Origin of the sequence: Desulfovibrio fairfieldensis (assembly GCF_001553605.1) — a bacterium.
Taxonomy (GTDB): Bacteria; Desulfobacterota; Desulfovibrionia; order Desulfovibrionales; family Desulfovibrionaceae; genus Desulfovibrio; species Desulfovibrio fairfieldensis.
The window spans coordinates 3,448,547-3,475,324 of record NZ_CP014229.1 but is presented as its reverse complement, the minus strand read 5'-3'; the positions used below and the strand labels follow the sequence as shown (position 1 = coordinate 3,475,324).

The window sequence follows — 26,778 nt, the reverse complement described above, 5'->3', positions numbered from 1 at the left end:
CAGGAACAGGAGATACGCCATGCAAGCCATATACGCCGCCCGCCGCGAACGTCTGCGCCGGGCCATGCGCGCCAGAGGCCTGGACGCCCTGCTGGTCAGCCAGGCGGCCAACCGTTTTTATCTTTCAGGTTTTGAACTGCACGATCCGCAGTGCAATGAAAGCGCGGGCCGACTGATCGTCACGGCCGACGGCCGGGACTGGCTGGCTACCGACGCCCGCTATCTGGATGCGGCGGCCCGGCTCTGGGATCAGGAACGCATCTTTATCTACGGCGGCGACGCCGCCAAAGACCTGCACAGCCTGCTGCGGCGCTGCGGCGGGCGCGTGGGCCTGGAGGCGCGGGGCGTCAGCCTTGCCTTTGCCCGGGCACTGGACCAGGCCGGGGCCGGCCCTCGGTTTGAAGCCGCCGACGGCTTGGTGGAGCACTTGCGCCGGATCAAGGAGCCCTGCGAAATCGCGGCGCTGGAACGTTCTTTCGCCCTCAATCACAAGCTCTTGCAATGGGTGGAGGGTCAACTGGAACCGGGCAGGACTGAAAAAGAACTGAGCTGGGCCATTGAGCGCTTTTTCCGCGAGAACGGGGCCGGGGAACTGGCCTTTGCCAATATCGTGGCCGTGGGCCGCAACGCGGCCCTGCCCCACGCCATCCCCGGCGAGGACGCGGTCACGGAGAACTGCCCGGTGCTCATCGACGTGGGGTGCCGGGTGGACGCGTATTGTTCGGACCAGACCCGCACGTTCTGGGCGGGCGACGCGCCCGCGCCGGAGTTCAGGCGCACCCTGGCCCTGGTGCGCGAGGCCCAGGAAGCGGCCCTGAAAAAAATGCGGCCCGGCCTGTCCCTGCGCGAAGTCTATGCCCTGGCCCGCGCGGTCTTTGAAAAGGCCGGGGTCGCGGAGGCTTTCACCCACGGCCTGGGCCACGGCGTGGGCCTGGAAACCCACGAGGCCCCCAGCCTGTCCCCGCGCGCCGAAGGGGTGCTGGAGCCGGGCATGGTGGTCACGGTGGAACCGGGCCTGTATTACTCCGCCTGGGGCGGCGTGCGCTGGGAATACACCGTTCTGGTGGAGGAAGGCGGCGTGCGGATTTTGTGACGCGTGTCGTCACGTCATGACGAGACGCTCGGGGGAGCGCCCCTGAAAATTTCGGTGCAAAGGAGCCTGCATGGCGGCGATTTTTCTGGTGGGAGCCCGCGCGGCGGGCAAAACAACGGTAGGCCTGGAACTGGCCCGCTTGCTTGATTGTGCTTTTGTGGACACGGACCGGCATTTGCGCGAGCGACTGGGCCGCTCCGTGGCCGAGGTGGTGTCCGCCGAAGGCTGGCCGGGCTTCCGGGCCCGTGAAAGCGCGGTCCTGCGCGAAGTGGCCGCCCTGCACGCCCAGGGCGGCGCGGTCATCGCCACAGGCGGCGGCATGGTTCTGGATCCGGAAAACCGTCGTTTCATGCGCGCCCAGGGTACGGTTTTCTATCTGGCCGCCCCGGCGGAAGCCCTGGCCCGGCGCCTGGCCCGCGATCCCCTGGCCGAACAGCGCCCCTCCCTGACCGGACTGGGCATTGCCGAAGAAATGCAGCTGGTTCTGGACGAGCGCCGCCCACTCTATGAAGACGCCGCCCACCATATCCTGGACGCCACGGCGGAACCGGCCATCGTCTGCGTCGAGGCGTTACGTCTCCTGGGCCGGAACTGAAGGCGACCCGCCGCATGTCCAGCGCCGCTGCGCCGCTTGTCTCCGTCATCCTGCCTGTGTACAACGCCGCTTCCGGCCTGGGGGCGGCCTTGAGCAGCCTTTGGGCCCAGCGTCCCGCGCCGGGCGCGCCCCTGCCGCCCTTTGAAGTGCTGGCCGTGGACGACGGATCCACGGACCACAGCCCCGCCCTGCTGGAAGCCGCGGCCCGGCGCGAACCCCGGCTGCGCGTGCTCCGCCGTCCCCACCAGGGCATCGCCGCAACGCTCAATGCCGGACTGGCGGCGGCGCGGGGCCGTTATCTGGCCCGCATGGACGCCGACGACATTGCCCACCCGGAGCGTTTGGCCCGGCAGGTTGCACATCTGGACGCCGATCCCGGCCTGCACCTTTCAGCCGGTATGGTGGATTTCGGCGGCGACGCGGTCCGGGCCGGGGGCTTCGCCCATTTCGTGGACTGGCAGAACAGCCTGCGCTCATCAGAGGATATCGCCCGCAACCGCTTCCGGGATACGCCGGTCTGCCATCCCTCGGTCATGTTCCGGCGCGCGGCCGTGGAACGCTGGGGAGGCTACGCGGACGGCGATTTTGCCGAGGACTGGGAACTCTGGCTGCGCTGGCTGGATGCGGGCGCGCGCCTGGAAAAATTGCCGCTGCGCCTCCTGACCTGGAACGACCCGCCCGGACGGGCCACCCGCGCCGACGCCCGCTACCGCGAAGCGGCCTGCAATGAGCTGCGCGCCCTCTGGCTGGCCCGCGAACTGGCTCGCAGCAATCCTTTCCACCCCGAGGTCTGGGTGCTGGGCGCCGGGCGCGTGGCCCGGCGGCGGCTGGCCCCGCTCCGGCGACTCGGCGTGCGGCCCGCGGCCTATATCGACATTGATCCCCGCAAAATAGGCAACCGTCCGGGCAGCATAGCCGTTTTGCCCCGCGCGGCCCTGCCAGGGCCGGGACGCTGCCGCATCCTCAACGCGCTCACGGCCCACGGCGCGGCCGAAGAGGCGGCCCGCTGGCTGTCGGAGGCCGGGTACGGCCCCGAGGACTGGTGGATCTCCTGAAAGGCCCGCTCGCCCCCTTTCGGCACACAGCCCGCAATGCCTTGTTGCGCGCGCCTTTTCAGACTTTTTTCCACTTTTTCGGACAAACTTTTTTGTGAACTTTGCGAAATTTGTCACCAATACCCTTTGACATAACAGGGCTGTGGCGCTATGGTGCAAGGGCTTTATGTATCAAATCCTTCACACCGCCATTTTTAGGGAGGATGCGGCATGCTGGATCTCAATATCACCCTGGTCTTTCAGTTGGTGAACTTCTTTATCGCCATCTTTGTACTCAACATCCTCCTGATCCGACCCATCCGCGAAATAATCAAAAAGCGCAACGGCGTCATGGACAACCTGGCCGGCGAAGCCGACAGCTTTGAGTCCCAGGCCGCCGAACGCCTCGCCAACTACGAAGCCGAACTGGCCCGTGCCCGTCAGGACGCCGGTCTTACCCGTGAGGAAGGCCGCAACGCGGGCCTGACGGAACAGCAGGGCATCGTGGGCACGGCCCAGAAGAGCGCCCGCGACATCCTGGCCGACACCCGCCGCAGTCTGCGGGGTCAGGCCGAGGCCACGCTGAGCGAGCTGCGCAATCAGGTGAGTGATTTTTCCGCCCGCCTGGCCGACCGCCTGATCAAGGGCTGATCCCGGTTTTTCACTGCGGCCCGCCGGCGCCCTTTTGCGGGGTTGCCCGGCTGTCGCGCCCGGCGCACGGGCACGCTTTGGATCATTTCTCAGACCGTTTAGGGGGTGTGTTTTGAGCAAATGGAAACACTTCGGGCTTGTCCTGCCGCTGGCGCTGGTCTTTGCCGTGGCCGCCACGCAAGCAGTCGCCGCTGAAGCCGGGCACGCAGCGCCGCGCTGGGGCGATTTCGGCTGGCGCGTGCTCAACTTCGTGATCTTCGCGGGCATCCTCTGGTATTTCGTGGGCGGGCTGGCCAAGAAGTTCTTCAAGGGCCGCCGCCAGTTGATCCGGGACACCCTGGACGACCTGGAAGAGCGCCGCGCCAAGGCCAGAGAGCATCTGGCCGCCGTGGAAGCGCGCATTGCCCGCCTGGATGAGGAACGCAAGGCCATCCTGGAAGAAAGCCGGGTTCAGGCCGAAAACCTTAAACAGGGCATCATGGAAGAGGCGCGCCGCCAGGCCGAGCAGATCGTGGAACAGGCCCGCCTTACCGCCGAGAACGAAGGGCGCTCCGTGCTGGCTGAAGTGCGCGCCGCCCTTGCCGACGAAATCGTGGGCGCGGCCGAAAAAGCCCTGCGCGACAAGCTGGGCGACGGCGAACACGACAAACTTATCGCCAACTCCCTTAACAAGGTGGTGCTCCATTGACTGACACCGTGGTTGCACGCAGATACGCCAACGCCATCTTTGCGTTGAGCCGTAAGGAAGGGGACGACGCCCTCACCCGGCACGGGGATTGCCTCGCGACCCTGGGTGGGATGATCGCCGCCGCGCCGGGACTGGACATGACCCTGAAAAGTCCGGTCATCAGCGTGGAAGAGAAAAAGGCGGTCATGGGCAAACTGCTGGACAAGCTCAAAGCCGACCAGATCATGCGCAACTTCTGTTTCCTGTTGGCCGACAAGGAACGCCTGGCCTTCCTGCGCGAGATCGCCAACTGGTACGGCAAACTGCTGGATGAGGCCAAAGGCGTGATCCGCGGACGGCTGACCACCGCCGTGAAACTTTCCGCCGCCAAACAGGCTGAGCTCAAGGCCGCGCTGCAGGAAAAAAGCGGCGCCGACATTGAGCTGACCTTCGCCGTGGACAAAGACATCCTTGGGGGTATGGTGCTCAACATGGGAGATCGGGTGCTGGACGCAAGTCTGCGCGCACAATTGGGGATCCTGCGGGAGACTTTCAAGAGGGGTGAATAGCACATGCAGATCAAAGCGGAAGAGATAAGCAAGATCATTGAGGATCAAATCCAAAACTACGAGCAGCGCGTGGAAATGAGCGAAACCGGCACCGTCCTCTACGTCGGTGACGGCATCGCCCGCGTCCACGGAGTGCAGAACGCCATGTCCATGGAACTGCTGGAATTCCCCGGCGGCGTCATGGGTATGGTGCTCAACCTCGAAGAGGACAACGTGGGCGTCGCCCTGCTCGGTTCGGACGTGGGCATCAAGGAAGGCGACCCGGTCAAGCGTACCGGCAAGATCTTCTCCGTGCCCGTGGGCGACAAGGTCATGGGCCGCGTGCTCAACCCCCTGGGTGAGCCCATCGACGGTCTCGGACCCATCGAAGCCACGGAAGTGCGTCCTGTGGAAATCAAGGCCCCCGGCATCATCGCCCGCAAAAGCGTGCATGAGCCCATGCCCACGGGCCTGAAAGCCATCGACGCCATGACGCCCATCGGGCGCGGCCAGCGCGAGCTGATCATCGGCGACCGCCAGACCGGTAAAACCGCCGTGTGTCTCGACGCCATCCTGGCCCAGAAAGAGACCGACATCCACTGTTTCTACGTGGCTATCGGCCAGAAGAAGGCTTCGGTGGCGCTGGTGGCCGACACGCTTCGCAAGTACGGCGCGCTGGAGTACACCACCATCATTTCGGCCACGGCCTCCGACCCGGCCCCGCTGCAGTACATCGCGGCCTACACCGGCTGCACCATGGCCGAGTACTACCGTGACGGCGGCAAGCACGCCCTGATCATTTACGACGACCTTTCCAAGCAGGCCGTGGCTTACCGCCAGATGTCCCTGCTGCTCCGTCGTCCGCCCGGACGTGAAGCTTTCCCCGGCGACGTCTTCTACCTGCACTCGCGCCTGCTGGAACGCGCGGCCAAGGTCAACGACAGCCTGGGTGCCGGTTCCCTGACGGCTCTGCCGATCATTGAAACCCAGGCCGGCGACGTCTCCGCCTACATTCCGACCAACGTGATCTCCATCACCGACGGTCAGGTTTACCTGGAGCCGAATCTGTTCAACGCCGGTGTGCGTCCGGCCATCAACGTGGGCCTTTCCGTGTCCCGCGTGGGCGGCGCGGCCCAGATCAAGGCCATGAAACAGGTGGCGGGCACCATGCGCCTGGACCTCGCCCAGTACCGCGAGCTGGCGGCTTTCGCCCAGTTCGGCTCGGATCTGGACAAGGGCACCAAGGCCAAGCTGGACCGCGGCGCGCGCCTGGTGGAGCTGCTCAAGCAGCCCCAGTACCAGCCCATGCCCGCCCAGGAACAGGTGGCTTCCATCTGGGCCGCCACACGCGGCCACATGGACGACGTGCCGGTGGATCAGGTCCGCCGCTTTGAAACCGAGATGCTGACCTTCCTGCGCGACACCAGGAAGGACGTGCTGGACGCCATTAAAGACAAAAAAGTCATTGACGAGGCTGTGGAAAGCGCGCTCACCGAAGCCGTTGCCGCCTTCAAGCAGGGCTGGCAGGCCTAAGGCCGCCAAACGGGAGACCTAGCATGCCTTCACTCAAAGACGTAAAAATGAAGATCGTAGGGGTCGGCAAAACCAAGCAGATCACCAAGGCCATGAATATGGTGGCCTCGGCCAAGCTGCGCGGCGCCCAGGCCCGTATCGAGCGCTTCAGACCCTACGCGGCCAAATACCGCCAGGTGCTCGGCGAACTGTCGCGCAAGGTGGAGGGCAACGCCCACCCCCTGCTGGCCGAGCATGAGGAAAAGAAAAACTGCGCCATCGTCATGGTCACCTCGGACCGCGGCCTGTGCGGCAGCTTCAACGGCAACATCATCAGTGCCGCTCTGAAGCTCGCCAAGGAGAAAACAGCGGCCGGCATGCAGGTCAGTTTCGCCTGCGTGGGCCGCAAGGGCCGCGACACGGTACGCAAAAGCGATTACGCCATGCTCTCCTCCTATGGCGACCGCATGGGCAGCATTGACTTCGCCCTGGCCAGCTCCGTGGCCCAGGAGGTCATTCACGGCTATGAAACCCTGGCCTTTGACGAAGTCTGGCTGGTGTACGGCGAATTCGAGTCCATGGGACACCAGCCGCCGCGCACGCTCTGCCTGCTGCCGTTGAAGACGCCGGAGGCCGAAGAAATCGCTGAGGAGGCCGGTGAAGCCCGTTGCGAGTATGTGTACGAGCCGCATGAGGAAAAGCTGCTGGCGGAACTTCTGCCGCGCTACGTCAAAGTGCAGGTCTACCGTGGCCTTCTGGACACCTCGGCCAGCGAGCACGCCGCCCGCATGGCCGCCATGGACAACGCCACGCGCAACTGCAACGAGATGATCAACATGCTGACCCTGCTCTACAACAAGACGCGGCAGGCTTCCATTACCAGCGAACTCATCGACATCGTCGGCGGCGCGGAAGCGCTGAACGGTTAAGGAGCCCAAACATGAGCAAAAACATCGGTAAAGTCGTTCAGGTTATCGGCGCCGTGGTGGACGTTGAGTTCAGCGACGGCAACCTGCCGGATATCTTCACCGCCCTGGAGATAAAAAACCCGAACAACAGCGACGCTCCGGATCTGATCTGTGAAGTGGCGCAGCACTTGGGCGACAACGTCGTGCGCACCATCGCCATGGACGCCACCGAAGGTCTGGTGCGCGGCATGGACGTGGTGGACACGGGCCAGCCCATTATGGTGCCCGTGGGCAAAGCCGCAGTGGGCCGCATCCTCAACGTCATCGGCCGTCCGGTGGACGAACTGGGCCCGGTCAATGCCGAAAAGTACTACCCCATCCACCGTCCCGCTCCCGGGTTCACGGACCAGAACACCAAGGTGGAACTGCTGGAAACCGGCATCAAGGTCGTGGACCTGCTCGTTCCCTTCCCCAAGGGCGGCAAGATGGGCCTCTTCGGCGGCGCTGGCGTGGGCAAGACTGTTATCCTCATGGAGATGATCAACAACATCGCCAAACAGCACGGCGGCTCCTCGGTGTTCGCCGGTGTGGGCGAGCGCACCCGTGAGGGCAACGACCTGTACAACGAGCTCAAGGAAGCAGGCGTTCTGGAACGCGCCACGCTTGTCTACGGCCAGATGAACGAGCCTCCGGGAGCCCGCGCGCGCGTGGCCCTCACGGCTCTGGCCTGCGCCGAATACTTCCGTGACGAAGAGCACCAGGACGTGCTGCTGTTCATCGACAATATCTTCCGTTTCACCCAGGCGGGTTCGGAAGTGTCCGCCCTGCTGGGCCGCATGCCGTCGGCCGTGGGCTATCAGCCCACCCTCGGCACGGACCTGGGCGCTCTGCAGGAACGCATCACCTCCACCAACTCGGGTTCGATCACCTCGGTGCAGGCCGTGTACGTGCCCGCCGACGACTTGACCGACCCGGCCCCGGCCACGACCTTCTCGCATCTGGACGGCACCCTGGTGCTTTCCCGCCAGATCGCGGAACTGGGCATCTACCCGGCCGTGGACCCGCTGGACTCCACCTCGCGCATCCTTGACCCCAATGTGGTGGGCGAAGAGCATTACAGCGTGGCCCGGCGGGTGCAGATGGTGCTGCAGAAGTACAAGGAACTGCAGGACATCATCGCCATCCTGGGCATGGACGAACTCTCGGACGAGGACAAGCTCACCGTGGCCCGCGCCCGGCGCATCCAGCGCTTCCTCTCCCAGCCCTTCCACGTGGCCGAAACCTTCACGGGTACCCCCGGCCAGTATGTGAAGCTGGAAGACACCATCAAGGGCTTCAAGGGCATCCTGGACGGCGAGTATGACCACCTGGCCGAAGGCGACTTCTACATGCTCGGCGGTATTGAGCAGGCCGTGGCCAAGTATGAGCAGCGCAAGCTGCAAGAGGAAAACTAAGGGGCGCCGCAAAACGCGCCTTTTGCCCCTTGGGCCGCGTCCGGTCGGGCGCGGCCCAGGGAACAAAATGTATTTTGTGAGCGCACCTGGAAATTTTCAGGACGTGCCGGTGTAAAATGGTTTGCATGTCCGGGTATCGGGACATCAGGAGCGTAAGGAGTGACTATGGGCACGCTGCAACTGGAAGTGGTGACGCCGGACAAAACCGTGGTCAGCGCCGAGGTGGAAATGGCTGTCTGCCCCGGGGTGGAAGGCGAATTCGGGGTGCTGCCGCAGCACGTCTCCATGCTCTCGGCCCTGAAAATCGGCGATCTGCGCTATCGGGTCAACGGCAAGGATGAGAACGTCTTCATTTCCGGCGGCTTTGCCGACGTGAACAATAACGTGCTGAGCGTGCTTGCCGAATCCGCGGAACTGGCCACGGACATTGACACCGCCAGAGCTCAAGCCGCCAAGGAACGGGCCGAAAAACGCCTGTCCGCGCACGACGACAGCCTGGACGAGACGCGGGCCGAGGCCGCCCTGCAACGCGCGGTCACGCGCCTGCAAGTGGCGCAACTGCGCTGACGTACATTGCCTTAGATGCATAAAGAGCCGGAGGCATTGCCTCCGGCTCTTCTTTTTACAAAATTTTGCGCTTGAACGTGCATCGCCTACCCGCCACATCACAGACCGGCAACAGTATGAACCCGAAAAATGCCGCTCCACCAGGTGCCGCTCCGGTCATGGACTTCGCGCAACTTTTCGCCTAAAATATTCTGTTTTCATACTCCCAGCCCTTGCAGGATAAACTATGCCCACACAGGATCGCATCCGCAATTTTTGCATCATCGCCCATATTGACCACGGCAAATCCACCCTGGCCGACCGCATTCTGGAACTCACGCGGGTGGTCAGCGCGCGTGAGGCCCGGCAGCAGTATCTGGACAGAATGGATCTGGAGCGGGAACGCGGCATCACCATCAAAGCCCAGACCGTGCGTATTCCCTATGTGGCGGCCGACGGCAAGGAGTATGAGCTCAATCTCATCGACACGCCCGGCCACGTGGACTTCAACTATGAGGTTTCGCGCTCCCTGGCCGCCTGCGAGGGTGCGCTGCTGGTGGTGGACGCCACCCAGGGCGTGGAGGCCCAGACCCTGGCCAACGTCTACCTGGCCCTGGACCACGACCACGAAATCATCCCGGTGCTGAACAAGATCGACCTGCCCAGCGCCGAAGTGGAGCGGGTCAAGGCTGAAATCGAAGAAAGCATCGGCCTGGACTGCTCCGAGGCCCTGCCCGTGTCGGCCAAGACAGGCATGGGCGTGGACGCGGTGCTGGAAGCCATTGTGAAGCGCCTGCCCGCTCCCAGGGGCAACCCGGACGCGCCGCTCAAGGCCCTGATTTTCGACTCCTGGTACGACAGCTACCAGGGCGTGGTGACGCTCTTCCGGGTGGTGGACGGCGCGGTGCGCCTGGGCGACACCATCCGCCTCATGAGCACCGGCAAGGAATACGAGGTGCTGCGTCTGGGCGTCTTCTCGCCCGAGGCCGCGGATGTGCGCGAGCTGACCGCCGGTGAAGTGGGCTTTTTGTGCGGCTCCATCAAGGAACTGGGCGACGCCCGCGTGGGCGACACCATCACTCTGGCCGACAATCCGGCCGCCGTACCCGTGCCCGGTTTCAAGGAAGTGAAGCCCATGGTCTTCTGCGGGCTCTACCCCACGGAATCCGACGACTATGAAAACCTCAAGGCCGCACTGGAAAAACTCCAGCTCAACGACGCGGCCTTCAGCTTTGAGCCGGAAACCTCCCAGGCTCTGGGCTTCGGCTTCCGCTGCGGCTTCCTGGGCCTGCTGCACATGGAGATCATTCAGGAGCGCCTGGAACGCGAATTCGAGGTGGGCCTCATCGCCACCGCGCCCTCGGTGGTCTACAAAGTGGACACCGTGGACGGCAAAACCCTGGAAATCGACAACCCCAGCCATTTGCCGGACCCGACCAAGACCCGCGCCCTGTACGAGCCCTATGTGAGCATGGACATCCATGTGCCCAATGAATACGTGGGCAACGTCATGAAGCTCTGCGAGGAAAAGCGCGGCACGCAGAAAAACCTGCACTATCTGGCCGCCAACCGGGTGGTGGTGACCTATGAGATGCCCTTTGCCGAAATCGTCTACGACTTTTTCGACCGTCTCAAGTCCGCCACGCGCGGCTACGCCTCCATGGACTATCAGCCCATCGACTACCGCGAGTCCGACCTGGTGCGGCTGGACATTCTGCTGAACAGCGAACCCGTGGACGCTCTGGCCGTCATCGTGCACCGGGACAAGGCCTATGTCTACGGCCGTTCCCTGGCCCTCAAGCTCAAGCGCACCATTCCGCGCCAGCTCTTCCAGGTGGCTATTCAGGCGGCTATCGGCCAGAAGATCATCGCCCGCGAAACGGTCTCGGCCTTTCGCAAGGACGTGACCGCCAAATGCTACGGCGGCGACATCACCCGCAAACGCAAGCTGCTGGAAAAACAGAAGGAAGGCAAAAAGCGCATGAAGCGCATGGGCAATGTGGAATTGCCGCAGGAAGCCTTTCTGGCGGCCCTCAAGGTGGGCGACGAGTAGCTCATCCGTTGCGCCACGGACCTGAAAAGAAACCCGGCGCAGGATTTTCCATACTGAGGCAGCCTCCAAGGAGGCTGCCCTTTCTTTTAGAGCGGATTAACGTTGAGAAGTAACATTCTCAGCGTTGACGCTACCCTCAGCCAGCGGCTGGAACGTGGCCCATCATTGCTCTCTTTATCCGTAACGCTCGCTTTGCTCGCGAGCGGCTAAAGGCACCGTGGCTAGCGCCAGGCGCGGGCACCCGCTTTCGCAGCCGCTAGAGCAAAGTAACTTTGAGAGATTACTTCGCTCTAGCGGCAAAACACATTTTTATAAATAGCAGAGAGAGAGGATATATGTGTGTGTAAAAAAATTCTTGCAATATAAAATTATTATAAATAGTATCATGATAATTATCTAATAATATAGATTATTACACCTTCACCTATATTTTTAACTCCATTCAAAGATAAAAAACCGCCTTTTCCCCTAATTTTTTTCTCCCTTCAGCCGAAAATGAGAGTACCTTCCACTTTCATAAGGCATCATCCGCTACGCCACGACAAAGCCACTGAAAAACGACAGCCGGGGCGCGACGGTCAACACCGTTTCTGTGGTGAAACTTGCGAGAGCCTCTGGAGAAGGCAAAGGGCGGACCGTATGGAAAATCTGAAAATCTGGCAAAAAATGGCCATGGGCATCGGCCTTATTCTGCTGCTGGCCGTGGTCATCAGCGCCGTGTCGCTGAACGTGATGGAAACAGTGGATGAAGAAACCACCAATATCAAAATGGCGTTCGCGCCTCTGCAACAACTCGCCAACAATCTGGACCAGCAGGTGACCGCCATTCCCGGCCAGATGCTCGCCTACCAGAACGGCAAGGCCGAAGCCTGGGATAACGTGCGGCGCCTGCTTGACCAGACCGACCAGAGCCTGACCAAGTTGGCGGCACACCTCAAGGCCAATCCCGTCATCCCGGACACGGGCAAGACAGCGGCAGGTCGCGCGGCCTTTGAAAATCTGAAAAAATCCCTGCTCGAAACGCATACAGCCCAAGAGAGCCTGGTGGTCCTGCGCAACGACATGAACAAGACCGGCGCGAAGCTCCTGCGTGAAACACAGGACTATATGGTGCAGATGAATACCGTGCTCAACCGATTCATGGAGGACCAGAACAACGCGGAAGCCACCAGAGCCCTGCCCCTGGTCCAGGCCGGTCAGCGCATCATGAACGCCATCAACAGCCTGCGCATCAATATGTTGCGCGGCATGGCCGAAAACAGCCGGGACTACGCCAAAGACAATCTGCCCCGGCTTTTCCCCGCGCTGCTCACGCAGGTGGACGAACTTTTGCCCCGGATCAGAAGTGCCGAGCTGCAGGATCACCTGAAGACTCTGCGCGCTCATATTGAGGAATACCGTGATGCACAGGCCAAAACCCTGCAGACCTGGGAACGCATCGACGCACTCAACGCGCAGTGCAACCAGGCCAGTGAGGAGGGCATCAGCGCCGCCCGAGGCATCGCCGGAGCCGGCGACCGACTGCAGACCACGGCCATCGGCACCACGGACGATGAGGTCAACAGCGCCATCACCCTGATTTACACGGTCAGCGTCGCTGCCCTGCTCGCGGGCCTGTTGATCGGCCTTGCGCTCACCCGAGGCATCACGACCCCGGTGGGTCAGGCCCTGCGCTTCGCCCGCGCGGTGGCCGGTGGCCGGCTGGACCAGCGTTTGAGTCTGCGCAGGAAGGATGAAATCGGTCAGCTCTCCGTGGCTCTGGACAGCATGGTGGACGCGCTGAACGAGAAAATCAGCGAAGCCGAGCGGCAATCGCATGAAGCCGAGGAACAGTCGCGCAATGCCCAGGCGGCCATGCGGCAGGCCGAGGCCGCCGGCAAAAGCGCCCAGGCCAAAACCGAGGCCATGCTGGCGGCCGCCGACAAACTGGAAGCCATGGGCAATGTGCTTTCCTCGGCATCCACCCAGCTTTCGGCCCAGATCGAGCAGGCCGACAAGGGCGCGGCGGAATCCGCCCAGCGCCTCTCCGAAGCGGCCGCGGCCATCAATGAAATGGACGCCACCGTGCAGGATGTGGCCCGCAACGCCGGCGCGGCTGAATCCGCCTCGGGGGAAACCAGAGAGAAGGCCGAAGCCGGCGCGGGCATTGTGGAAAAGGCAGTGCAGAGCATTGAAGAAGTGCACCGGATGTCCATCACGATCAAGGACGACATGGCCCAGCTCAGTGAGCACGCCCAAGCCATTACTCAGATCATGAACGTCATCTCGGATATTGCGGACCAGACCAACCTGCTGGCCCTGAACGCGGCCATTGAAGCGGCCCGCGCGGGCGAGGCCGGGCGCGGTTTCGCCGTGGTAGCCGACGAAGTGCGCAAGCTGGCCGAAAAAACCATGGCTTCCACCAACGACGTGAGCAGCGCCATCAAGGCCATCCAGGAAAGCACGGCCAAGAGCATGGAGGCCGTGGACGGCGCCGTGAACCAGATCGGGCAGGCCACGGGCTTGGCCAATGATTCCGGCAGGGCCCTGCAGGAGATCGTGGCCACCGTGGAGTCCACGGCCGACCAGGTCCACGCCATTGCCGCGGCCAGCGAGGAACAGTCCGCGACCAGTCAGGAAATCAACCAATCCATCATCCTGGTCAACGACAGGGCCAGGGAAACCGCCGTTGTCATGACCGAAGCGGCCACGGCCGTTGAGGAGCTGGCAAGCCAGGCCCAGGGTCTGACCCGCCTGATCCAGGAACTGAAAAACAGTTAAGCGGGTGGGACCTCCCGCGCAGCGGGAAGTTTTCGTCCGGATGGCAAAGGAAGAGCGCCGCTCCCCAGGAACGGCGCTCTTCCTTTACAGTTGTATCAGCAGGTCAGGGCAGCATCCAGTGCAGCACCCCGGACTGCAAGTACGTCAGGACGCAGATGAACAGGGTCATGGCGACGCTGTGGCCGAGAGTGAAACGGAAGAGGTTGCCCTCCTGTCCCACCAGGTTGGTGGCCGCTGTGGCCACGCTGATGGACTGGGGCGAAATCATCTTGCCCGTAACGCCGCCCGAGGAGTTGGCCGCCACGGCCAGATGCGGGTCCATGCCCACCACTTCGGCCGTGGAACGCTGCATGCCGCAGAAGAGCGCGTTGGAGGAGGTGTCCGAGCCGGTCAGGAACACGCCCAGCCAGCCCAGAAGCGGCGAGAAGAGCGGGAAGAGCGAGCCGGTCAGGGTAAAGGCGATGCCCAGAGTGGAGCTCATGCCCGAATAGTTCATGAGATAGGCCAGGCCCAGAATCATGGCAATGGTCAGAATGGGGAAGCGCAGCTGCACGGCCGTGCGCGCGAAGCAGGCCACGGCCTTGCCGAAGGAATAGCCGGGCATGAAGGGCACGGAGAAGAAACCGGCCAGCAGAATGGCCGTACCGCCCGCCGAAAGCCAGTTGAAAGTGAACATGGCCGGGTAATTGGGGTCCTTGCCCGCGGCCAGAATGGGCGCCGCCTTGTGCACCATGCCGTCCAGGCCGGGCCAGGCGAAGGTGACCACCGCGCCGGGGATGGCATTCAGCAGGTTCTTGAACTGCGGCAGGCCCCACAGAAAGACCATGACGGCCAGAATGATGTACGGCCCCCAGGCCCGCAGCACAACACCGGCCGACGGCGGGGCCCCTTCCAGCACGGAGGCTGATTCGCCCGCGAAACGCCAGATCCGGGCGGGCTTCCAGACCCGCAGCAGCAGGACCAGGGCCACGATGGTGATGAGCGCCGACATGATGTCGGGCAAGGTCGGGCCGTGGAAGTTGGAGAAGAGGAACTGCGAGGCGGCGAAGCTGATCCCGGCCACGGCAATGGCGGGCAGCACTTCCATGGCGCGCCGGAAGCCGCACATGACCACGCAGAGCCAGAGCGGCACGATGACGGAAAGGAAGGGCAGCTGCCTGCCGACGATCTGGCTGATGGTCAGATCCGAGAAGCCTGAAACCTGCCCGGCCACGATGACGGGCACGCCGATGGCGCCGAAGGCCACAGGCGCGGTATTGGCGATAAGGCAGATGCCCGCCGCGTACAGGGGCTGGAAGCCCAGGCCCACCAGCATGGCGGCGGTGATGGCCACGGGCGTGCCGAAGCCCGCCGTGCCTTCAATGAAGGAACCAAAGGCAAAAGCGATGAAAATGGCCTGCAAACGCCGGTCGTCGGTAAGACGGGCCAGCGATTGCTTGATATGCTCGAATTCTCCCGATTCCACGGTCATGTTGTAGACCCAGACCGCGGTGATCACTATCCAGATGATGGGGAAGAGGCCGAAAGCCGCGCCGTAGATCAGGGAACTGAATGCCGTGCCCACAGGCATGCCCCACACCAGAACCGCCAGCAAAAAAGAAAGGATCACGGCCGTGGCCGCGGCGTAATGCCCTTTGGCGCGACGCACCGCCAGCATGTAAAAGAGGGCAAAAAGAGGAATACCGGCCAGCAGCGCGGAAAGAAGCGCGCCCCCGGCGGGGTCGTAAATTTGCGTCCAGGCCATATTTGCTCCTTCAACGGTTAGATGTTGCCCATCTCTTATTTGAACAGAACCCATGCGAAAGGCGGCCCGGTCCCTTGCGCAAAGGGCCCGGAACATCTTCCGCAACATATCCACCGGGTCAGCTTTGCATTGAAATTGGGTCCAATTTCAATGTCAGCCGCCTTGACCCGTTGCGACGCAGGAGCTTCAGCCGCAGGCGAACTTGTGTGCGCATACGGGCAAAGATGACATCGTCAACCACGGCTGAAGACTGCAATTGCGTGCGTGGCCGCCGGAACAGATCAACGCGAAATTCACACTGTTCCGTGGCGTGTGGGAAAAGCTGGTTCAGGAAAGACTGGCGGGAGGGGCGAGGGAAAAGGGCAACATGCCCCGGATTTCACGAAAACCGGGAATATGTTCATTGGTGCGGGGAAAATCGATCCGCGCGAGAAAGCGGGACGGAAAAACAAGCCGGGCGGCAACGCGGGCGAGCGATCCCGGTTCCGGTCCGGCGGATGCGGAGCGGTGACGCTGCTTTCCTTCCGGTTGCCGGAAGGAAAAAGAAATGGAAAAGGCGGGAAGAGCTCGAAAAACGCTGGAGGTCATGAACGGCGACGTTACGAACTCCAGGGATCGGGCCGGAGCGTTCCGTCCACAGGTCAGCAGGAAGACCGTAACGATCCCCATGCATATTCCGCAGAAAAGGCAGAACCGACGAATGGCGTTCATGGCCGCGCTCTTTTTGTCTCTGGAGCCTTTCAACGTTGAAAGGCTCAACCGTGCGGCATGGGGTCAAACCCGGCTTGTCAGGCAAGCCGCCGCACGATGGGACCGTACAGCCGTCCCACTGTTTCAAGCCTATCCTAACGGTGGGATAAATCAACAGGTTTATCGGGGCCGCATCAAATAAGGAAGCGATATTACACAAAAAAGAGGTATGGCTAAAGCGCGCGTGACACGGAAAGGCGCGAGGCGCCTTCAGCGCCGCAGACCGGAGGGCAGGGCGAAATAGGCCCGCGCCGCCAAGTCGAAGAGAGAGCCGGGCAGAAAGCTGGCCCACCAGAACAGGCGATGCTTGCGCGAGCTGTCCCGCCAGGGCGCGATGCAGGCGCGGGCCTCGGCATTGCGCCCCTCGCGCCAGAGGGCCACGGCCTTCTGAAAGGCCGCCCGCCGGGTCAGCAGGGCCGCCAGATCGGCGTGCTCCGCGTCATAGCCGGGATAGAGGCGGCGGTGTTTGTCCAGAATGCGCAGGGTTTCGTCCGCGAATTGGCCGAACTTGCGGAAGGTGGTGTTTGCCCCGTGCACCCGCCAGAGGGTCAGGGGCTCGTCCACGAAATCCAGCTCCCAGTCATGGGCGATGCGGTAAAAAACGTCGGCCTCCTCGCAGACATTGAGGCTTTCGTCAAACCAGCCGCCGTCCCACGCGCCGGGGTCCGCAGCCAACCCGGCCAGGGCTTCGCGCCGGATCACGGCCGAGGACATGGAAATCCACTGCCGCTCCATGAGCTCGCCGAAAACCATGCCGCGCGCGGGCCGGGTCTCGGCGAAAAGGCGCTTGAGCACGCGCTTGCCGTCAAAGATCTCCGTATCCGTACAGACCAGGCCCACCCGGGGATCGGCCTCGAACAGGGCCACCTGCGTTTCCAGCTTGCGCGGCCGCCAGAGATCGTCGCAATCCAGAAAAGCCAGGTAGCGGCCGCGCGCCCGCATCAGGGCCAGGTTGCGCGCCGCGCCCAGGGGCACGGTGGTTTCGCCGCGAAAATAACGCAGCTTGGGGCCGTAACTTTGGGCAATGGCCGGACTGTCGTCCGTGGAGCCGTTGTCCCAGAAGATGACTTCAAAATTCCCAAAGGTCTGGGCCATAAGGCTGTCCAGAGCCGCGCGCAGATCGCGGGCGCTGTTCAGGCAGTTCATGATCACGGACACGGCGGGAGCGCTCACGGCTTCTTTGCCTCCGGAGTTGTTGCGGCGGGTCCGGCCAGCTCCCGCGTCCGGCGGAAAACCCAGTATTTGCAGAGCAGGTAGACAAAGACCGGAACCAGCACCACGGCCACGGGCATGGCAAACTCATAGGCCAGGCCCAGGTGGACGAGCAGCCAGACAATGCAGGAGTTGAGCCCCAGGCCCACGGCCTGGGTGGCGGCGAAGCGCGGCAGCATGGCCCGGTGGCCGCCCCTGGCCTGGAATGTCCAGAGGCTCTGGCCCAGATAGGAGACAAAAAAGCTGATCAGATAGGCCAGGCCGTTGCCCGCCAGCAGGGGCAAAGCCCAGACGTTCACGAACAGCAGGCCCAGCAGGGCGTAGCAGAGGGTCGCCAGGCCGCCCATCAGGCCGAAGCGTATCCAGCGCCGGGCCAGCAGGCTTTGCACGAAGCGCCGCAGGTCCTCCCAGGTGGGGACAAAGCCGGTCACAATGTTTTCTCCACAATATAGCGGGGCCGACGCCGCACTTCCGTGAAAATCTTGGCGATATACTCGCCCATGACGGAGAGGCAGAACAACTGCACCGAGCCCAGCAGCAGCACCACGATGATCAGCGAGGTCCAGCCCGGAATGACCGCGCCTTCCATATACTGGAACAGCGAAACCAGGCTGTAGGCCAAGGCCGCCAGCATGCAGAGCAGGCTCATGAGGCCCGCCAGGCGCAGGGGCGCGGCGCTGCAGGAGGTGATGCCCTTCCAGGCGAAGGAAAGCATTTTCAGCAGAGGGTACTTGCTCTCTCCGGCCTGGCGCGACAGGCGCGCGTAGTAGACCTTGCCGCTCTTGAAGCCCAGACCGGGAAAAAGCCCGCGCAGAAACAGGGTCTGCTCCCCGTAGGACGGCAGAACCTCCAGCACGGGCCGGGCCACCAGGCGGTAATCCGCGTGGTCCGGGATCAGGCGCACGTTCAGCCAGTTCATGAAGCGGTAGAAGAAATGCGCGGTGCCCCGCTTGAAGGAGGTGTCGGAACTGCGGTCCTTGCGCACGCCGTACACAATGTCGCAGCCTTCGGCATAGCGGGCCAGCATTTCCGGGATGACCCCGATGTCGTCCTGAAGATCGGCGTCCAGGCTGATGATGCAGTCCGCGCCCCACTGGCGGGCCGTGTCCATGCCGGCCCAGACCGCGTTCTGGTGTCCGGCGTTGGCCGCGAAGCTGATGCCCCGGCAGAAGGGATCGTGCCGATGGCGTTCTTCCAGCACTTGCCAGGTGCGGTCGCGGCTGCCGTCGTCCACATACAGGGCGTAGCTTTCCGGCCGGATCAGGCCCTCGGCCTTGCAGCGCTCCAGCAGCTCCGCCAGGGCGTTCAGCGTGCGCGGAAGAGTTTCTTCCTCATTATAGCAGGGAACCACCAGGGCCAGCAGAGGCGCGGGACGGGACGGCATGGCAAACTCCTGTGAGACGGCGGCGCGCCCTCAGGCCGCCGCGGCGCGGGCCAGGGCCGCGCAGACGTTTTCCACATCCTCCCGGCTCAGGCCCGGATGCAGGGGCAGGGTCACCAGTTCCGCGTACAATTGTTCGGTGACCGGCAGGCGCACGGCCCCGCCGCCGAAAAAGCTCAGCAGATGGTTGGGCTTGTAATGCACGCCCGTGGGAATGCCCTCCTGGGCCAGGGCCTCCTTGACCGCGTCCTTGCGGCCGTTCAGGATGCGCACGGGCATAATGTGCGGCACAATGAAGTCCTCCGGGTCGGTGTGCAGCAGGGCCAGACCCGGCAGGCCCGCCAGGCGCTCGGCGTAGACGGCGGCCAATGCGCGCCGGACCGGGATAAATTCGCTGTCCAGGCGGGAAAGCTGCACCCTGCCGATGGCGGCCATGAGATTGCTCATGTGGTAGCGCCAGCCCTGGCGTTTGACGTCCGGGTCCCAGGAACGGATACCGGCAAAGCGCTTCTGGGCGTCGTTTTCCACCGAAAGCAGGCGCGCGTCCGAAGCCAGACGCGCGGCCTCGGCGTCAAAGGCCACCAAGCAGCCGCCCTCGCCGGAGGTGATGTTTTTGATGCCGTCAAAGCTGAAGCAGACCATGTCCCCGAACGAGCCGATCCTGCGCCCGTGATGGCGGCAGCCGAAGGCGTGGGCCGCGTCCTCCACCACGCGCAGAGCCTTGCGCCGGGCAAAGTCGTAGACCTCGTCCAGATGCCAGGGGTTGCTGGCGTAGTCCACGGGCATGACGGCGATGGTGCGGGGGGTGAGGCGCTTTTCCGCGTCGCGAAGATCCAGAGTGCCGGTTTCGGGCAGCACGTCGCAGGCCACGGGCACGCAGCCCGCCGCCGTGACTGCCTGGAAGGAAGCCACAAAGGTCAGCGAGGGCACCAGCACCTCGGCCTTGCCGTCCGTGGCGCGGCACTGGGAAGCCACGGCGTCCATGGCCAGATGCAGGGCCGCCGTGCCCGTGTTCGTGGTGATGACCTGCTGCGGGGTCACGCCGAGATACGCGGCCAACTCCTCTTCAAACAAACGGGTCTCATTGCCTATGCCCAGATAGCCGTCTTCCAGAATGACCCGGCTGACGGCGCGGGCCTCGGCTTCACCCACAATGGAACGCGAAAGACGCAAGGACATGAGCCCCTCCGCAAGAGTGCAAAAGTTCTCCGGACGCGGCATGCGCCCGGAGAACTTTTGCAATACCCTCTATCGCCGCCCGGAGCAAGCGCCGGGACGGGGCGGCGGCAAAGGCCACCGCCCCGGTCCATTTTCCCTCTTACAGCGCCGGGGCTGTTTCCGGCGGATTCGCGGGCCTGAAATCCGCGAACACGGAGCAGACCTTGCTCAGCACATGCAGCGAAGATTGCAGGCTGCTGCCGATCAAGTGGATGGTGAAGCCGTCGAGATCTTCCGCCTCGCCGAAATGTTCCATGAGATATGCCGTGACATAGAGATCGTCATACACCTTGCCGAGCAGTCCGGACAGATCCTTTGCCCTGTGCGCGTCAAGCACGTCCTCTTCATATTTCAGCATATACGACGGCACGCGGTAGCAGCGCAACTCATGCGGCACCTCTTTGGCCGGGCCGCCGGGATTGACGGGAGAAGCATCCGGCACGGCGCATTCCGCCGGTTCCGGCTCTTTTCCGGCCGCGAAGGCCAGCAAGGCCCGCGCCGTCTGTTGCAGCGTTTCGGCCAATGCGGCGCAATGGGAAAAATCTGGAGAAGCGGCGGGCGGGATGGGGCGGGGCTGTGAACGCTGAGCGTCCAGAGAAGGATCGGACATCAGGCACCTCTACGGTTTTCTTATTGGAGCCTTCAGAATGAAAAGCTCCGGGTGCTAAGAACTGCCGCAGAGCAGCGGACTATTTCCCGGCAAGCCGGTCTTGTATTTCGCCCACACCCGGAACGATAATGCGGGAAGGCGCGCCCCGCCGGAGGCAAGACGCAAGAAAACCCACAAGCTGTCGGGGTGGGAAACCGTCTACGGAAAGGTGTTCTTAGGCACCTGTGGAGAGGGCAACATATTTCAGGGCGGCAGTCAAGAATTCCCCGCCTGGTGTCTAATTTAAAAAATCAGACACATCAAACCCGTAGGATTTTACGGCGGTGAAGCCGCCATGATCCCGCGAAAAACCATGTTTTTTCGTGGACGATCCTGCGAAAATTGTGGGCATAGTTATGCTCTCAATTTTTGCAATCAGACACTAGGATGTGGGTGGGGATTTTTTTGGGGGGGCTTGTCGCACAAACGACGTTTCTCGCTGCCCTGCGGGCACAGAGGCCTTACGCCTCCCGGCGTTTGGGCCGCCGTTCAGGCGAAAAAAGCCGTGCCCGAAGGGCACTATGCATACCGCTTGGGAGCAAGCCCCCCCCCAAAAAAAAATCCATCACCGGAGGCGCGTCACACGCCCCGCCCCGAACCCGCCCTACGTCGCGCTGAGATCAATATCGCTGAGCAGATTGTCCAGATCCAGCAGAATGAGCAGGCGGTCGTCCAGCTTGCCGATGCCCCGGATATATTCGGAACCGATGCCCGCCACCACCGGCGGCGGGTCCTCGACCGTGCCCGCCGGAATGCGCAACACCTCGGAAACGCCGTCCACCAGGAAGCCCACGATTTTCTGCCCCAGTTCCATGACCACGATGCGGGTGTTGCTGTCGTGCTCAAGGACGGGCATGTTGAAGCGCGTGCGCATGCTGATGACCGGGATGACCTTGCCGCGCAGGTTGATGACGCCCTCAATGAAGGCCGGAGCGCGCGGCACCATGGTAATCTGCATCAGGCGGATGATTTCCTGCACGGCCAAGATATCCACGCCGAATTCCTCTTCGCCGATGCGGAAAGTGACCAGCTGGATCAGGTCGCCGTCGTGCTCGTCGTGTCCCTGGCTTTTCATATCTTCTATAATCTGACTCATGGCAAAACCTCCTCAGGGGCTGTCCGGGACACGCCGCCTGTCATGTGCGGTACAGCGGAGCGGTCCGGAGCGCGGCGGCATGGCCGCCCTCACCTTGTCCGTTTGTCCGCCCCGATGCTCTTGCTTGAGCTGACTCGCCGACAATCCTTATCGGCTGCTGTGAAAAATACTTGAGGCCTGCTGCTCTAACCCCAGGCTTCGGCCTGCGCGCGCTCCGCCTCGCTGAGATAGCCCAGCCAGACGCGGCGCATGGCTTCAAAATGGTTGACGCGCAGATCCTCGGCCCAGGCGCTGCGGACATCCCAGGGCTTGGGGCCGTGGAAATGCACGATATGCCCCGCGTCCAGGCAGTCGGCCTGATAGGGCGGGCAATTCCAGCGGTCCTCCAGGCGGGTGACGCGCTTGCCGAAAAAATAGTTCAGCAGGGACTGGTCCAGGTTGCCGATGCGGCCCACATTCTGAAGGGAAAAAGCCAGAAAATGCCCGATCAGGTCGCGCCGCCGCAGACGCGCCAGATTGAACAGCACCACGCCGCTGGAAAACGTCCAGATGGGAAAAGGCATGGGCACGGTATAGCGCTGTTCCCGGAACTCATAGGCAAGACTTTCATACTCATGGTAAAACGGGGCCGTTTTTTCGCGGGCCATGCCCATGTACAACGGCAGCGGACCGTTGAAAAGCGCGTCCAGGGGACGCTGGAACAGCATGTCCGCGTCGCAGTACAGCACGGCTTCATCCCCGGCCAGTTCCGGCACCAGGGCCAGCTCCAGCTTCAAAAAGCAGCCGATGTTGGCATGGGTTTCCGGCGGCAACAGGTCGCGGCTGAGGCGGGGCCGGTAGCGCGCCAGCGGGATGCCTTCGCGGGTCACGCCTTCAAGCACCTCCTGCTTGTCCCCGGCATAGACGCAGAGACAAGGCGCGTCGGGCCCGTGCAGGGCGCGCAGGGAACGCACGGCCACCTTGAGCAGCAGCAGATAGCGCGGATTGTCGTCAATGCAGAAGACGACTTTCATCTTCCTCTCCGCGTAGGTGTCGGCGCAGCCGCTCGACACGATCGGCCATGTCCGCCGGGTTGAAATCATTGACCGCCGCCAGCACCCCGGCCAGGTCTTCGGCGTAGGGCGTGCCTTCCACCAGGGGGATGAAGGCTTCCAGCGCGCTTTCCACGCCGCCCCAGTCCGTTTCCATGCGCCGCGGCAATTCCTCAAGCAGGAGCAGCAATGCGCGCTTGTGCTCTTCGGCCAGGCGCAGGTCGCCCGCCGTGACGGCCAGGCGGCTGTGGCTCTGAAGCTGGCGGATCCGCTCCAAAGCCTCGTCCATGGCCGCCTCAAAACGACGCAGCAGGTCTTCGCCGGGCGGCACGCCGGGCAGGGAGGACTCCATCCGCCTGGTCAGTTCCGTGACCCGCTCCACGCCCAGGTTGGCGGCCACGCCCTTGACCGTGTGCGCCAGCCGCGCCGCGCCGCGATAGTCATTGCGGGCCAGCAGCTCGCGCAACTGCACGGCGCTTTGGCCGTAGTGCTCCACAAAACGGATCAGCAGCTCGTTGTACAGCTTTTCATTGCCGCCCACCGTGGCCAAGCCCGCCTTGATGTTGACGGCCTGCCTGTCCCCGGAGGGGACAGGCGCGGGCGTCGCAGCGACGCCCGCCTCCTCCGACGTGCGCCCGGCGGCCTCCCGCACGGGATTGCGGGCCAGCCCACCGGGCAGCCACTCATCAAGGGCCGCATACAGTTCCGCCGGATTCACGGGTTTGGTCAGATAGTCGTTCATGCCCACGCTCTTGCCGTCCATGCGCGAGCCCTTGTCGGCATGGGCCGTCATGGCCAGAATGGGCAGTTCCTCCGGGGAGCGGCCCAGTTCACGGATCCGGCAGGTGGCTTCAAGGCCGTCCATAACCGGCATCTGCACGTCCATGAGCACGAGGGACACGGGCTGCCGCCGCACGTATTCCACGGCTTCGCGCCCGTTCCCGACCACAGTCACCGCAAGCCCGGCCTGTTCCAGCAATTCCCTGGCGATCTGGCGGTTGATCTCGTTGTCGTCCACCACCAGCACCGGCGGCACGACTCCCGCGTCCCGCTCCCCGCCGTCCGGAACAGGCAGGGGATCATCCTCTTCCACATCCGGCGGCAGGTCGAACTCCAGGTCAAAGCTCAAGCGGCTGCCTCGGCCCGGCGCGCTGTCCACCGTGATCTCGCCGCCCATCAGCTTGACCAGGTGGCGGGCCAGCGCCAGGCCCAGTCCCAGGCCGCTGCCGGAACGGGTCATGGACATGTCGCCGGGCACAAAGGGTTCGAACAGTTTGGCCTGGTTTTCCCCGCTGATGCCGGGGCCGCTGTCCGCCACGCAAAAACGCAGGCGTACCTTGCCCGCGGCCGCGTCCGGCAGCGGGGCCACGCTCAGCTCCACGCCGCCTTCCGCCGTGTACTGCACGGCATTGTCCAAGAGAATGCGCAGCACTTCCTCCAGATGCCGCTCGTCGCCGAGCAGGCGCGCGGGCAGGCCCTGGGCCGCATGCAGCGCCAGGGACAATTTTTTCTCGGCGGCCTGGGCGGCCACGCTCTGGCGCAGCAGGTCCAGAAAACGGCCCAGGGGGAAAAGCGTGAGTTCCGGCCGCAGGCTGCCTTCGTCCACGCTGGCGAAGTCCAGAATGCGGTTGAACATGTCCAGCAGCACGCTGCCGGATTTGTTGATCTGGGAGAGATACTTGCGCTGGCCGGGGCCCAGCTCGGTCTGCAGGCAGAGATAACTCATGCCGATGATGGCGTTCATGGGCGTGCGGACTTCGTGGCTGATCCGGCGCAGAAAATCCTCCTGCACGCTGGAGGCCTTCTGGGCTATCCGCAGGGAGGAAAGCGCCTGGGCCCTGGCCTGCAGGGCCTGTTTCCGGCTGGCGTGCGCCGCCGTCTCCGCCGTCTTGAGCTCCTGGATGCGCAGAAGCAGCGCGCTCTTCATCTTTTGCAGGGAGCCGAACATGCCCGCCAGCTCGTCGCCGTATTTCAGACGCAGGGGCGCGGGGTCGTTGCCCGCGGCCACGTCCTCGGCATAGCGGCCCACCAGGCCCAGGGGCCGGACCACCCGCTTGTGGAAAACAAACATGCCGGCCGCCACATTGACCGCCAGCAGGCCCAGGCCGACGACGGCCAGACCGAGCATCCACCACAGGGCGCGCTTCCGCTCGGACATATGCGCCAGAAAATCCTGATAGAGGTGGGCGCGCAACTGCCGCCCGGCATTGCTGATTTTGTCCGGAATACGCGCCAGCTTGGTGTCGTAGACCCATTGCAGGGCCTGCTTTGGCTGGGGGTCGCCCTGAATGGAAAATCCGCCCCGCGCGTCGGGGAACAGGCCGCGCGCCCGCATCACGGCGATTTCGGTCAGACGGCTCAGCAGCTCGTTCTGCTCCAGGCAGAACTGGAGCAGGCTTCTTTCCTCTTTGTCCAGATCAAGGCTGTTCGCGATCTCCTGCAGGGAGCGCCCCCCCTCCCCTTTGAGAAGTGAGCCCGACGGGCGCCCGACATCGCCGCGCTCGGCCAGAAGAAGGGCCTGCCATTCCTCCAGCCGGCTCTCATTGGGCGCGCTGACATAGTCCAGGGCCAGACGGTATTTGTCGGCCGCGCCGCCCCCCAGCTCGCTGAGCAGCGCGTCTATGCGGTAAAAATTGTGCAGCAGGCCGTTGACTTCCCGCAGGTCGCGGCCGAGCCAGAAAAAACAGACCCCCAGCAGGAGCACCAGGCCCAGTTGCACCAGGTTGGAGGTTTTGATAATGGCCCGGATCGTCATGCCTTCACTCCCACGCACCCCAGGGGCGCGGCCTCGGCGGCCTTCTTGATGTTGTTGCCGTAGTACCATAGGCTGCCGGAAAAATCATCTTCCAACCCATTGCCGGACGCGGCGATGGCAGCCCGGCGCGACGCCGGGCGCGGTGACGCCATGGCAGCTTCCGCCCCACGCCCCTTTTCCCGCCTTGTCCCCCACCTGGCCCTGCTCACGGCCATGTGCGTCTGGAGCACTTCCTACGTGGCGTTGCGCATCGCGCTTTCCGGCCTCACGCCCCTGCAGGCCATGGCCGGGCGCATGCTGGTGGCAAGCCTGGTCTTCGCGCCCCTCTGGCCCCGCCTGTTCCGGGATCTGCGCCGCCACGGCCACCTGGGGGCCCTGCTGCTGATGGGCTTCTGCGAACCCTGCTGCTATTTTCTGTTCGAAACCCACGCCCTGCGGCTGACCACAGCCTCCCAGGCGGGCATGGTGGTCTCTCTTCTGCCTCTGATCGTGGCCGGCGTGGCCTGGGTCGCCCTGGGCGAACGGATAAGCGGACGGGTCTGGCTGGGCTTCGCTCTGGCCGTGGGCGGCGTGGTCTGGCTTTCCCTGGCCGCCGCGCCCGCGGACAACGCGGCCGACCCCATGCTGGGCAATGCCCTGGAAGCTCTGGCCATGCTCTGCGCCGCCTTTTACACAGTCATCGCCCGGCGGCTTTCCCCGCTCTACAATCCCATGCAGATCACCGCCGCGCAATCCGGCCTGGGCATGCTTTTCTTCTGCCTGCTGCTGCTTTTTCTGCCGGAAACGAGCCGCCCCATTTCCCTGGGCCTGGAACTGCCCGCCTGGGCTCCCTGGGCCAGCGTGCTCTATCTCGGCGGCTGCGTGACCTTCGGCGGCTACGGGCTGTACAATTTCGGGGTCAACCGGCTCTGCGCCGGGCAGGCCGCGGCCTATACCAACCTGATCCCGGTCTTTACCCTGCTGTTCGGCGTGAGCCTGCTGCACGAGGTCTTTCTGCCCTCGCAGTACCTGGCCTCGGTCCTGGTCATCGCCGGGGTGCTGCTCAGCCAATGGCGAGGAAATACGCACGCGAAAGAACCCTGCAAAAAATAGCGGCGGACCCGTTGCGCGATTCGGCTTTT

24 protein-coding genes are annotated in these 26,778 nt (G+C 63.5%); 14 read left to right on the top strand and 10 right to left on the bottom strand.

All coding sequences use genetic code 11. The annotated features are described in order from the left end of the window. Window positions 1-19: 19 nt before the first annotated feature. From AXF13_RS14655 to AXF13_RS14600, 12 genes are all read left to right on the top strand, one after another. Window positions 20-1,093, top strand: coding sequence for an aminopeptidase P family protein (locus tag AXF13_RS14655; protein ID WP_062254349.1), 1,074 nt, complete (start codon window positions 20-22; stop codon window positions 1,091-1,093). A gap of 70 nt (window positions 1,094-1,163) precedes the next feature. Continuing rightward, on the top strand, window positions 1,164-1,688 hold the full coding sequence (gene aroL / locus AXF13_RS14650; RefSeq protein WP_062254347.1) for a shikimate kinase AroL: 525 nt from the start codon (window positions 1,164-1,166) through the stop codon (window positions 1,686-1,688). 14 nt (window positions 1,689-1,702) lie between these two features. Next, on the top strand, window positions 1,703-2,743 hold the full coding sequence (locus AXF13_RS14645; protein ID WP_062254345.1) for a glycosyltransferase family 2 protein: 1,041 nt from the start codon (window positions 1,703-1,705) through the stop codon (window positions 2,741-2,743). A 210-nt stretch (window positions 2,744-2,953) separates the two neighbouring features. Beyond that, on the top strand, window positions 2,954-3,373 hold the full coding sequence (locus tag AXF13_RS14640) for an ATP synthase F0 subunit B (protein WP_008682586.1): 420 nt from the start codon (window positions 2,954-2,956) through the stop codon (window positions 3,371-3,373). A 112-nt stretch (window positions 3,374-3,485) separates the two neighbouring features. Further along, the gene (locus tag AXF13_RS14635) at window positions 3,486-4,061 is read left to right on the top strand and encodes an ATP synthase F0 subunit B (protein WP_008682587.1); all 576 of its coding nucleotides are present in this window, start codon (window positions 3,486-3,488) and stop codon (window positions 4,059-4,061) included. Continuing rightward, window positions 4,058-4,609, top strand: a complete 552-nt coding sequence (gene atpH / locus AXF13_RS14630) for an ATP synthase F1 subunit delta (RefSeq protein WP_008682588.1) — start codon at window positions 4,058-4,060, stop codon at window positions 4,607-4,609. Before AXF13_RS14635 ends, atpH begins: the two co-directional genes overlap by 4 nt. A 3-nt stretch (window positions 4,610-4,612) precedes the next feature. Then, window positions 4,613-6,121 (top strand): F0F1 ATP synthase subunit alpha, encoded by a 1,509-nt coding sequence (gene atpA, locus AXF13_RS14625; RefSeq protein ID WP_008682590.1) that lies wholly within the window; start codon window positions 4,613-4,615, stop codon window positions 6,119-6,121. Window positions 6,122-6,144: 23 nt separating this feature from the next. Continuing rightward, window positions 6,145-7,029: a F0F1 ATP synthase subunit gamma gene (locus AXF13_RS14620; protein WP_062254343.1), complete on the top strand. Its 885-nt coding sequence runs from the start codon at window positions 6,145-6,147 to the stop codon at window positions 7,027-7,029. Window positions 7,030-7,040: 11 nt separating this feature from the next. After that, window positions 7,041-8,462 (top strand): F0F1 ATP synthase subunit beta, encoded by a 1,422-nt coding sequence (gene atpD / locus AXF13_RS14615; RefSeq protein ID WP_008682594.1) that lies wholly within the window; start codon window positions 7,041-7,043, stop codon window positions 8,460-8,462. 165 nt (window positions 8,463-8,627) lie between these two features. After that, window positions 8,628-9,029, top strand: coding sequence for a F0F1 ATP synthase subunit epsilon (locus tag AXF13_RS14610; RefSeq protein ID WP_009303148.1), 402 nt, complete (start codon window positions 8,628-8,630; stop codon window positions 9,027-9,029). A 226-nt stretch (window positions 9,030-9,255) separates the two neighbouring features. Beyond that, a complete protein-coding gene (gene lepA, locus AXF13_RS14605) occupies window positions 9,256-11,061 on the top strand; it encodes a translation elongation factor 4 (protein WP_062254342.1) in 1,806 nt (601 codons plus the stop codon). Window positions 11,062-11,700: 639 nt separating this feature from the next. Continuing rightward, window positions 11,701-13,821 (top strand): methyl-accepting chemotaxis protein, encoded by a 2,121-nt coding sequence (locus AXF13_RS14600; RefSeq protein WP_062254340.1) that lies wholly within the window; start codon window positions 11,701-11,703, stop codon window positions 13,819-13,821. Window positions 13,822-13,924: 103 nt separating this feature from the next. On the opposite strand, the gene AXF13_RS14595 is transcribed toward AXF13_RS14600, so the two are convergent. Continuing rightward, the gene (locus AXF13_RS14595) at window positions 13,925-15,565 is read right to left on the bottom strand and encodes an L-lactate permease (RefSeq protein ID WP_062254338.1); all 1,641 of its coding nucleotides are present in this window, start codon (window positions 15,563-15,565) and stop codon (window positions 13,925-13,927) included. 547 nt (window positions 15,566-16,112) lie between these two features. Between AXF13_RS14595 and AXF13_RS14585 the strand changes: the two genes are divergently transcribed. Next, the gene (locus AXF13_RS14585) at window positions 16,113-16,457 is read left to right on the top strand and encodes a hypothetical protein (RefSeq protein ID WP_150116192.1); all 345 of its coding nucleotides are present in this window, start codon (window positions 16,113-16,115) and stop codon (window positions 16,455-16,457) included. A gap of 68 nt (window positions 16,458-16,525) precedes the next feature. Here AXF13_RS14585 and AXF13_RS14580 read toward each other — a convergent pair whose 3' ends face one another. From AXF13_RS14580 to AXF13_RS17170, 9 genes are all read right to left on the bottom strand, one after another. Continuing rightward, window positions 16,526-17,488, bottom strand: a complete 963-nt coding sequence (locus tag AXF13_RS14580) for a glycosyltransferase family 2 protein (RefSeq protein WP_083522124.1) — start codon at window positions 17,486-17,488, stop codon at window positions 16,526-16,528. Beyond that, entirely contained in the window at window positions 17,485-17,958 is a 474-nt protein-coding gene (locus tag AXF13_RS14575; RefSeq protein WP_062254332.1) for a GtrA family protein, read from the bottom strand. The genes AXF13_RS14580 and AXF13_RS14575 overlap by 4 nt, the downstream gene beginning before the upstream one ends. Next, complete coding sequence (locus AXF13_RS14570; protein WP_062254330.1) at window positions 17,955-18,911, bottom strand: glycosyltransferase family 2 protein; 957 nt, start codon at window positions 18,909-18,911, stop codon at window positions 17,955-17,957. Before AXF13_RS14570 ends, AXF13_RS14575 begins: the two co-directional genes overlap by 4 nt. A 30-nt stretch (window positions 18,912-18,941) precedes the next feature. Beyond that, the gene (locus tag AXF13_RS14565; RefSeq protein WP_062254328.1) at window positions 18,942-20,087 is read right to left on the bottom strand and encodes a DegT/DnrJ/EryC1/StrS family aminotransferase; all 1,146 of its coding nucleotides are present in this window, start codon (window positions 20,085-20,087) and stop codon (window positions 18,942-18,944) included. Window positions 20,088-20,226: 139 nt separating this feature from the next. Next, window positions 20,227-20,736 carry a hypothetical protein gene (locus AXF13_RS14560; protein WP_062254326.1) on the bottom strand — a complete coding sequence of 170 codons (510 nt, stop codon included), beginning with the start codon at window positions 20,734-20,736 and terminating at the stop codon, window positions 20,227-20,229. A gap of 643 nt (window positions 20,737-21,379) precedes the next feature. Beyond that, a complete protein-coding gene (locus AXF13_RS14555; RefSeq protein ID WP_008682618.1) occupies window positions 21,380-21,871 on the bottom strand; it encodes a chemotaxis protein CheW in 492 nt (163 codons plus the stop codon). Between the two features lie 185 nt (window positions 21,872-22,056). Further along, window positions 22,057-22,884: a glycosyltransferase family 8 protein gene (locus AXF13_RS14550; RefSeq protein WP_062254324.1), complete on the bottom strand. Its 828-nt coding sequence runs from the start codon at window positions 22,882-22,884 to the stop codon at window positions 22,057-22,059. Then, the gene (locus AXF13_RS14545; protein WP_062254322.1) at window positions 22,862-25,657 is read right to left on the bottom strand and encodes a response regulator; all 2,796 of its coding nucleotides are present in this window, start codon (window positions 25,655-25,657) and stop codon (window positions 22,862-22,864) included. Before AXF13_RS14545 ends, AXF13_RS14550 begins: the two co-directional genes overlap by 23 nt. Then, a complete protein-coding gene (locus AXF13_RS17170; protein ID WP_190276358.1) occupies window positions 25,654-25,809 on the bottom strand; it encodes a hypothetical protein in 156 nt (51 codons plus the stop codon). Before AXF13_RS17170 ends, AXF13_RS14545 begins: the two co-directional genes overlap by 4 nt. On the opposite strand from AXF13_RS17170, the gene AXF13_RS14540 reads away from it, so the two are divergent. After that, window positions 25,808-26,749 carry a DMT family transporter gene (locus AXF13_RS14540; RefSeq protein WP_035061619.1) on the top strand — a complete coding sequence of 314 codons (942 nt, stop codon included), beginning with the start codon at window positions 25,808-25,810 and terminating at the stop codon, window positions 26,747-26,749. The two genes, AXF13_RS17170 and AXF13_RS14540, sit on opposite strands and share 2 nt — an antisense overlap. Window positions 26,750-26,778 lie beyond the last annotated feature (29 nt).

Bases quoted from the DNA above. Each gene is read 5' to 3' on its own strand.
- AXF13_RS14600 (WP_062254340.1), top strand. From the start codon at position 11,701: ATGGAAAATCTGAAAATCTGGCAAAAAATGGCCATGGGCATCGGCCTT.
- AXF13_RS17170 (WP_190276358.1), bottom strand. From the start codon at position 25,809: ATGGCGTCACCGCGCCCGGCGTCGCGCCGGGCTGCCATCGCCGCGTCC.
- AXF13_RS14620 (WP_062254343.1), top strand. From the start codon at position 6,145: ATGCCTTCACTCAAAGACGTAAAAATGAAGATCGTAGGGGTCGGCAAA.
- AXF13_RS14640 (WP_008682586.1), top strand. From the start codon at position 2,954: ATGCTGGATCTCAATATCACCCTGGTCTTTCAGTTGGTGAACTTCTTT.
- AXF13_RS14645 (WP_062254345.1), top strand. From the start codon at position 1,703: ATGTCCAGCGCCGCTGCGCCGCTTGTCTCCGTCATCCTGCCTGTGTAC.
- AXF13_RS14585 (WP_150116192.1), top strand. From the start codon at position 16,113: ATGGAAAAGGCGGGAAGAGCTCGAAAAACGCTGGAGGTCATGAACGGC.
- AXF13_RS14560 (WP_062254326.1), bottom strand. From the start codon at position 20,736: ATGTCCGATCCTTCTCTGGACGCTCAGCGTTCACAGCCCCGCCCCATC.
- atpA (WP_008682590.1), top strand. From the start codon at position 4,613: ATGCAGATCAAAGCGGAAGAGATAAGCAAGATCATTGAGGATCAAATC.
- atpD (WP_008682594.1), top strand. From the start codon at position 7,041: ATGAGCAAAAACATCGGTAAAGTCGTTCAGGTTATCGGCGCCGTGGTG.
- AXF13_RS14655 (WP_062254349.1), top strand. From the start codon at position 20: ATGCAAGCCATATACGCCGCCCGCCGCGAACGTCTGCGCCGGGCCATG.
- AXF13_RS14570 (WP_062254330.1), bottom strand. From the start codon at position 18,911: ATGCCGTCCCGTCCCGCGCCTCTGCTGGCCCTGGTGGTTCCCTGCTAT.
- AXF13_RS14595 (WP_062254338.1), bottom strand. From the start codon at position 15,565: ATGGCCTGGACGCAAATTTACGACCCCGCCGGGGGCGCGCTTCTTTCC.
- AXF13_RS14545 (WP_062254322.1), bottom strand. From the start codon at position 25,657: ATGACGATCCGGGCCATTATCAAAACCTCCAACCTGGTGCAACTGGGC.
- aroL (WP_062254347.1), top strand. From the start codon at position 1,164: ATGGCGGCGATTTTTCTGGTGGGAGCCCGCGCGGCGGGCAAAACAACG.
- AXF13_RS14555 (WP_008682618.1), bottom strand. From the start codon at position 21,871: ATGAGTCAGATTATAGAAGATATGAAAAGCCAGGGACACGACGAGCAC.
- AXF13_RS14565 (WP_062254328.1), bottom strand. From the start codon at position 20,087: ATGTCCTTGCGTCTTTCGCGTTCCATTGTGGGTGAAGCCGAGGCCCGC.
- AXF13_RS14610 (WP_009303148.1), top strand. From the start codon at position 8,628: ATGGGCACGCTGCAACTGGAAGTGGTGACGCCGGACAAAACCGTGGTC.
- AXF13_RS14550 (WP_062254324.1), bottom strand. From the start codon at position 22,884: ATGAAAGTCGTCTTCTGCATTGACGACAATCCGCGCTATCTGCTGCTG.
- AXF13_RS14540 (WP_035061619.1), top strand. From the start codon at position 25,808: ATGGCAGCTTCCGCCCCACGCCCCTTTTCCCGCCTTGTCCCCCACCTG.
- lepA (WP_062254342.1), top strand. From the start codon at position 9,256: ATGCCCACACAGGATCGCATCCGCAATTTTTGCATCATCGCCCATATT.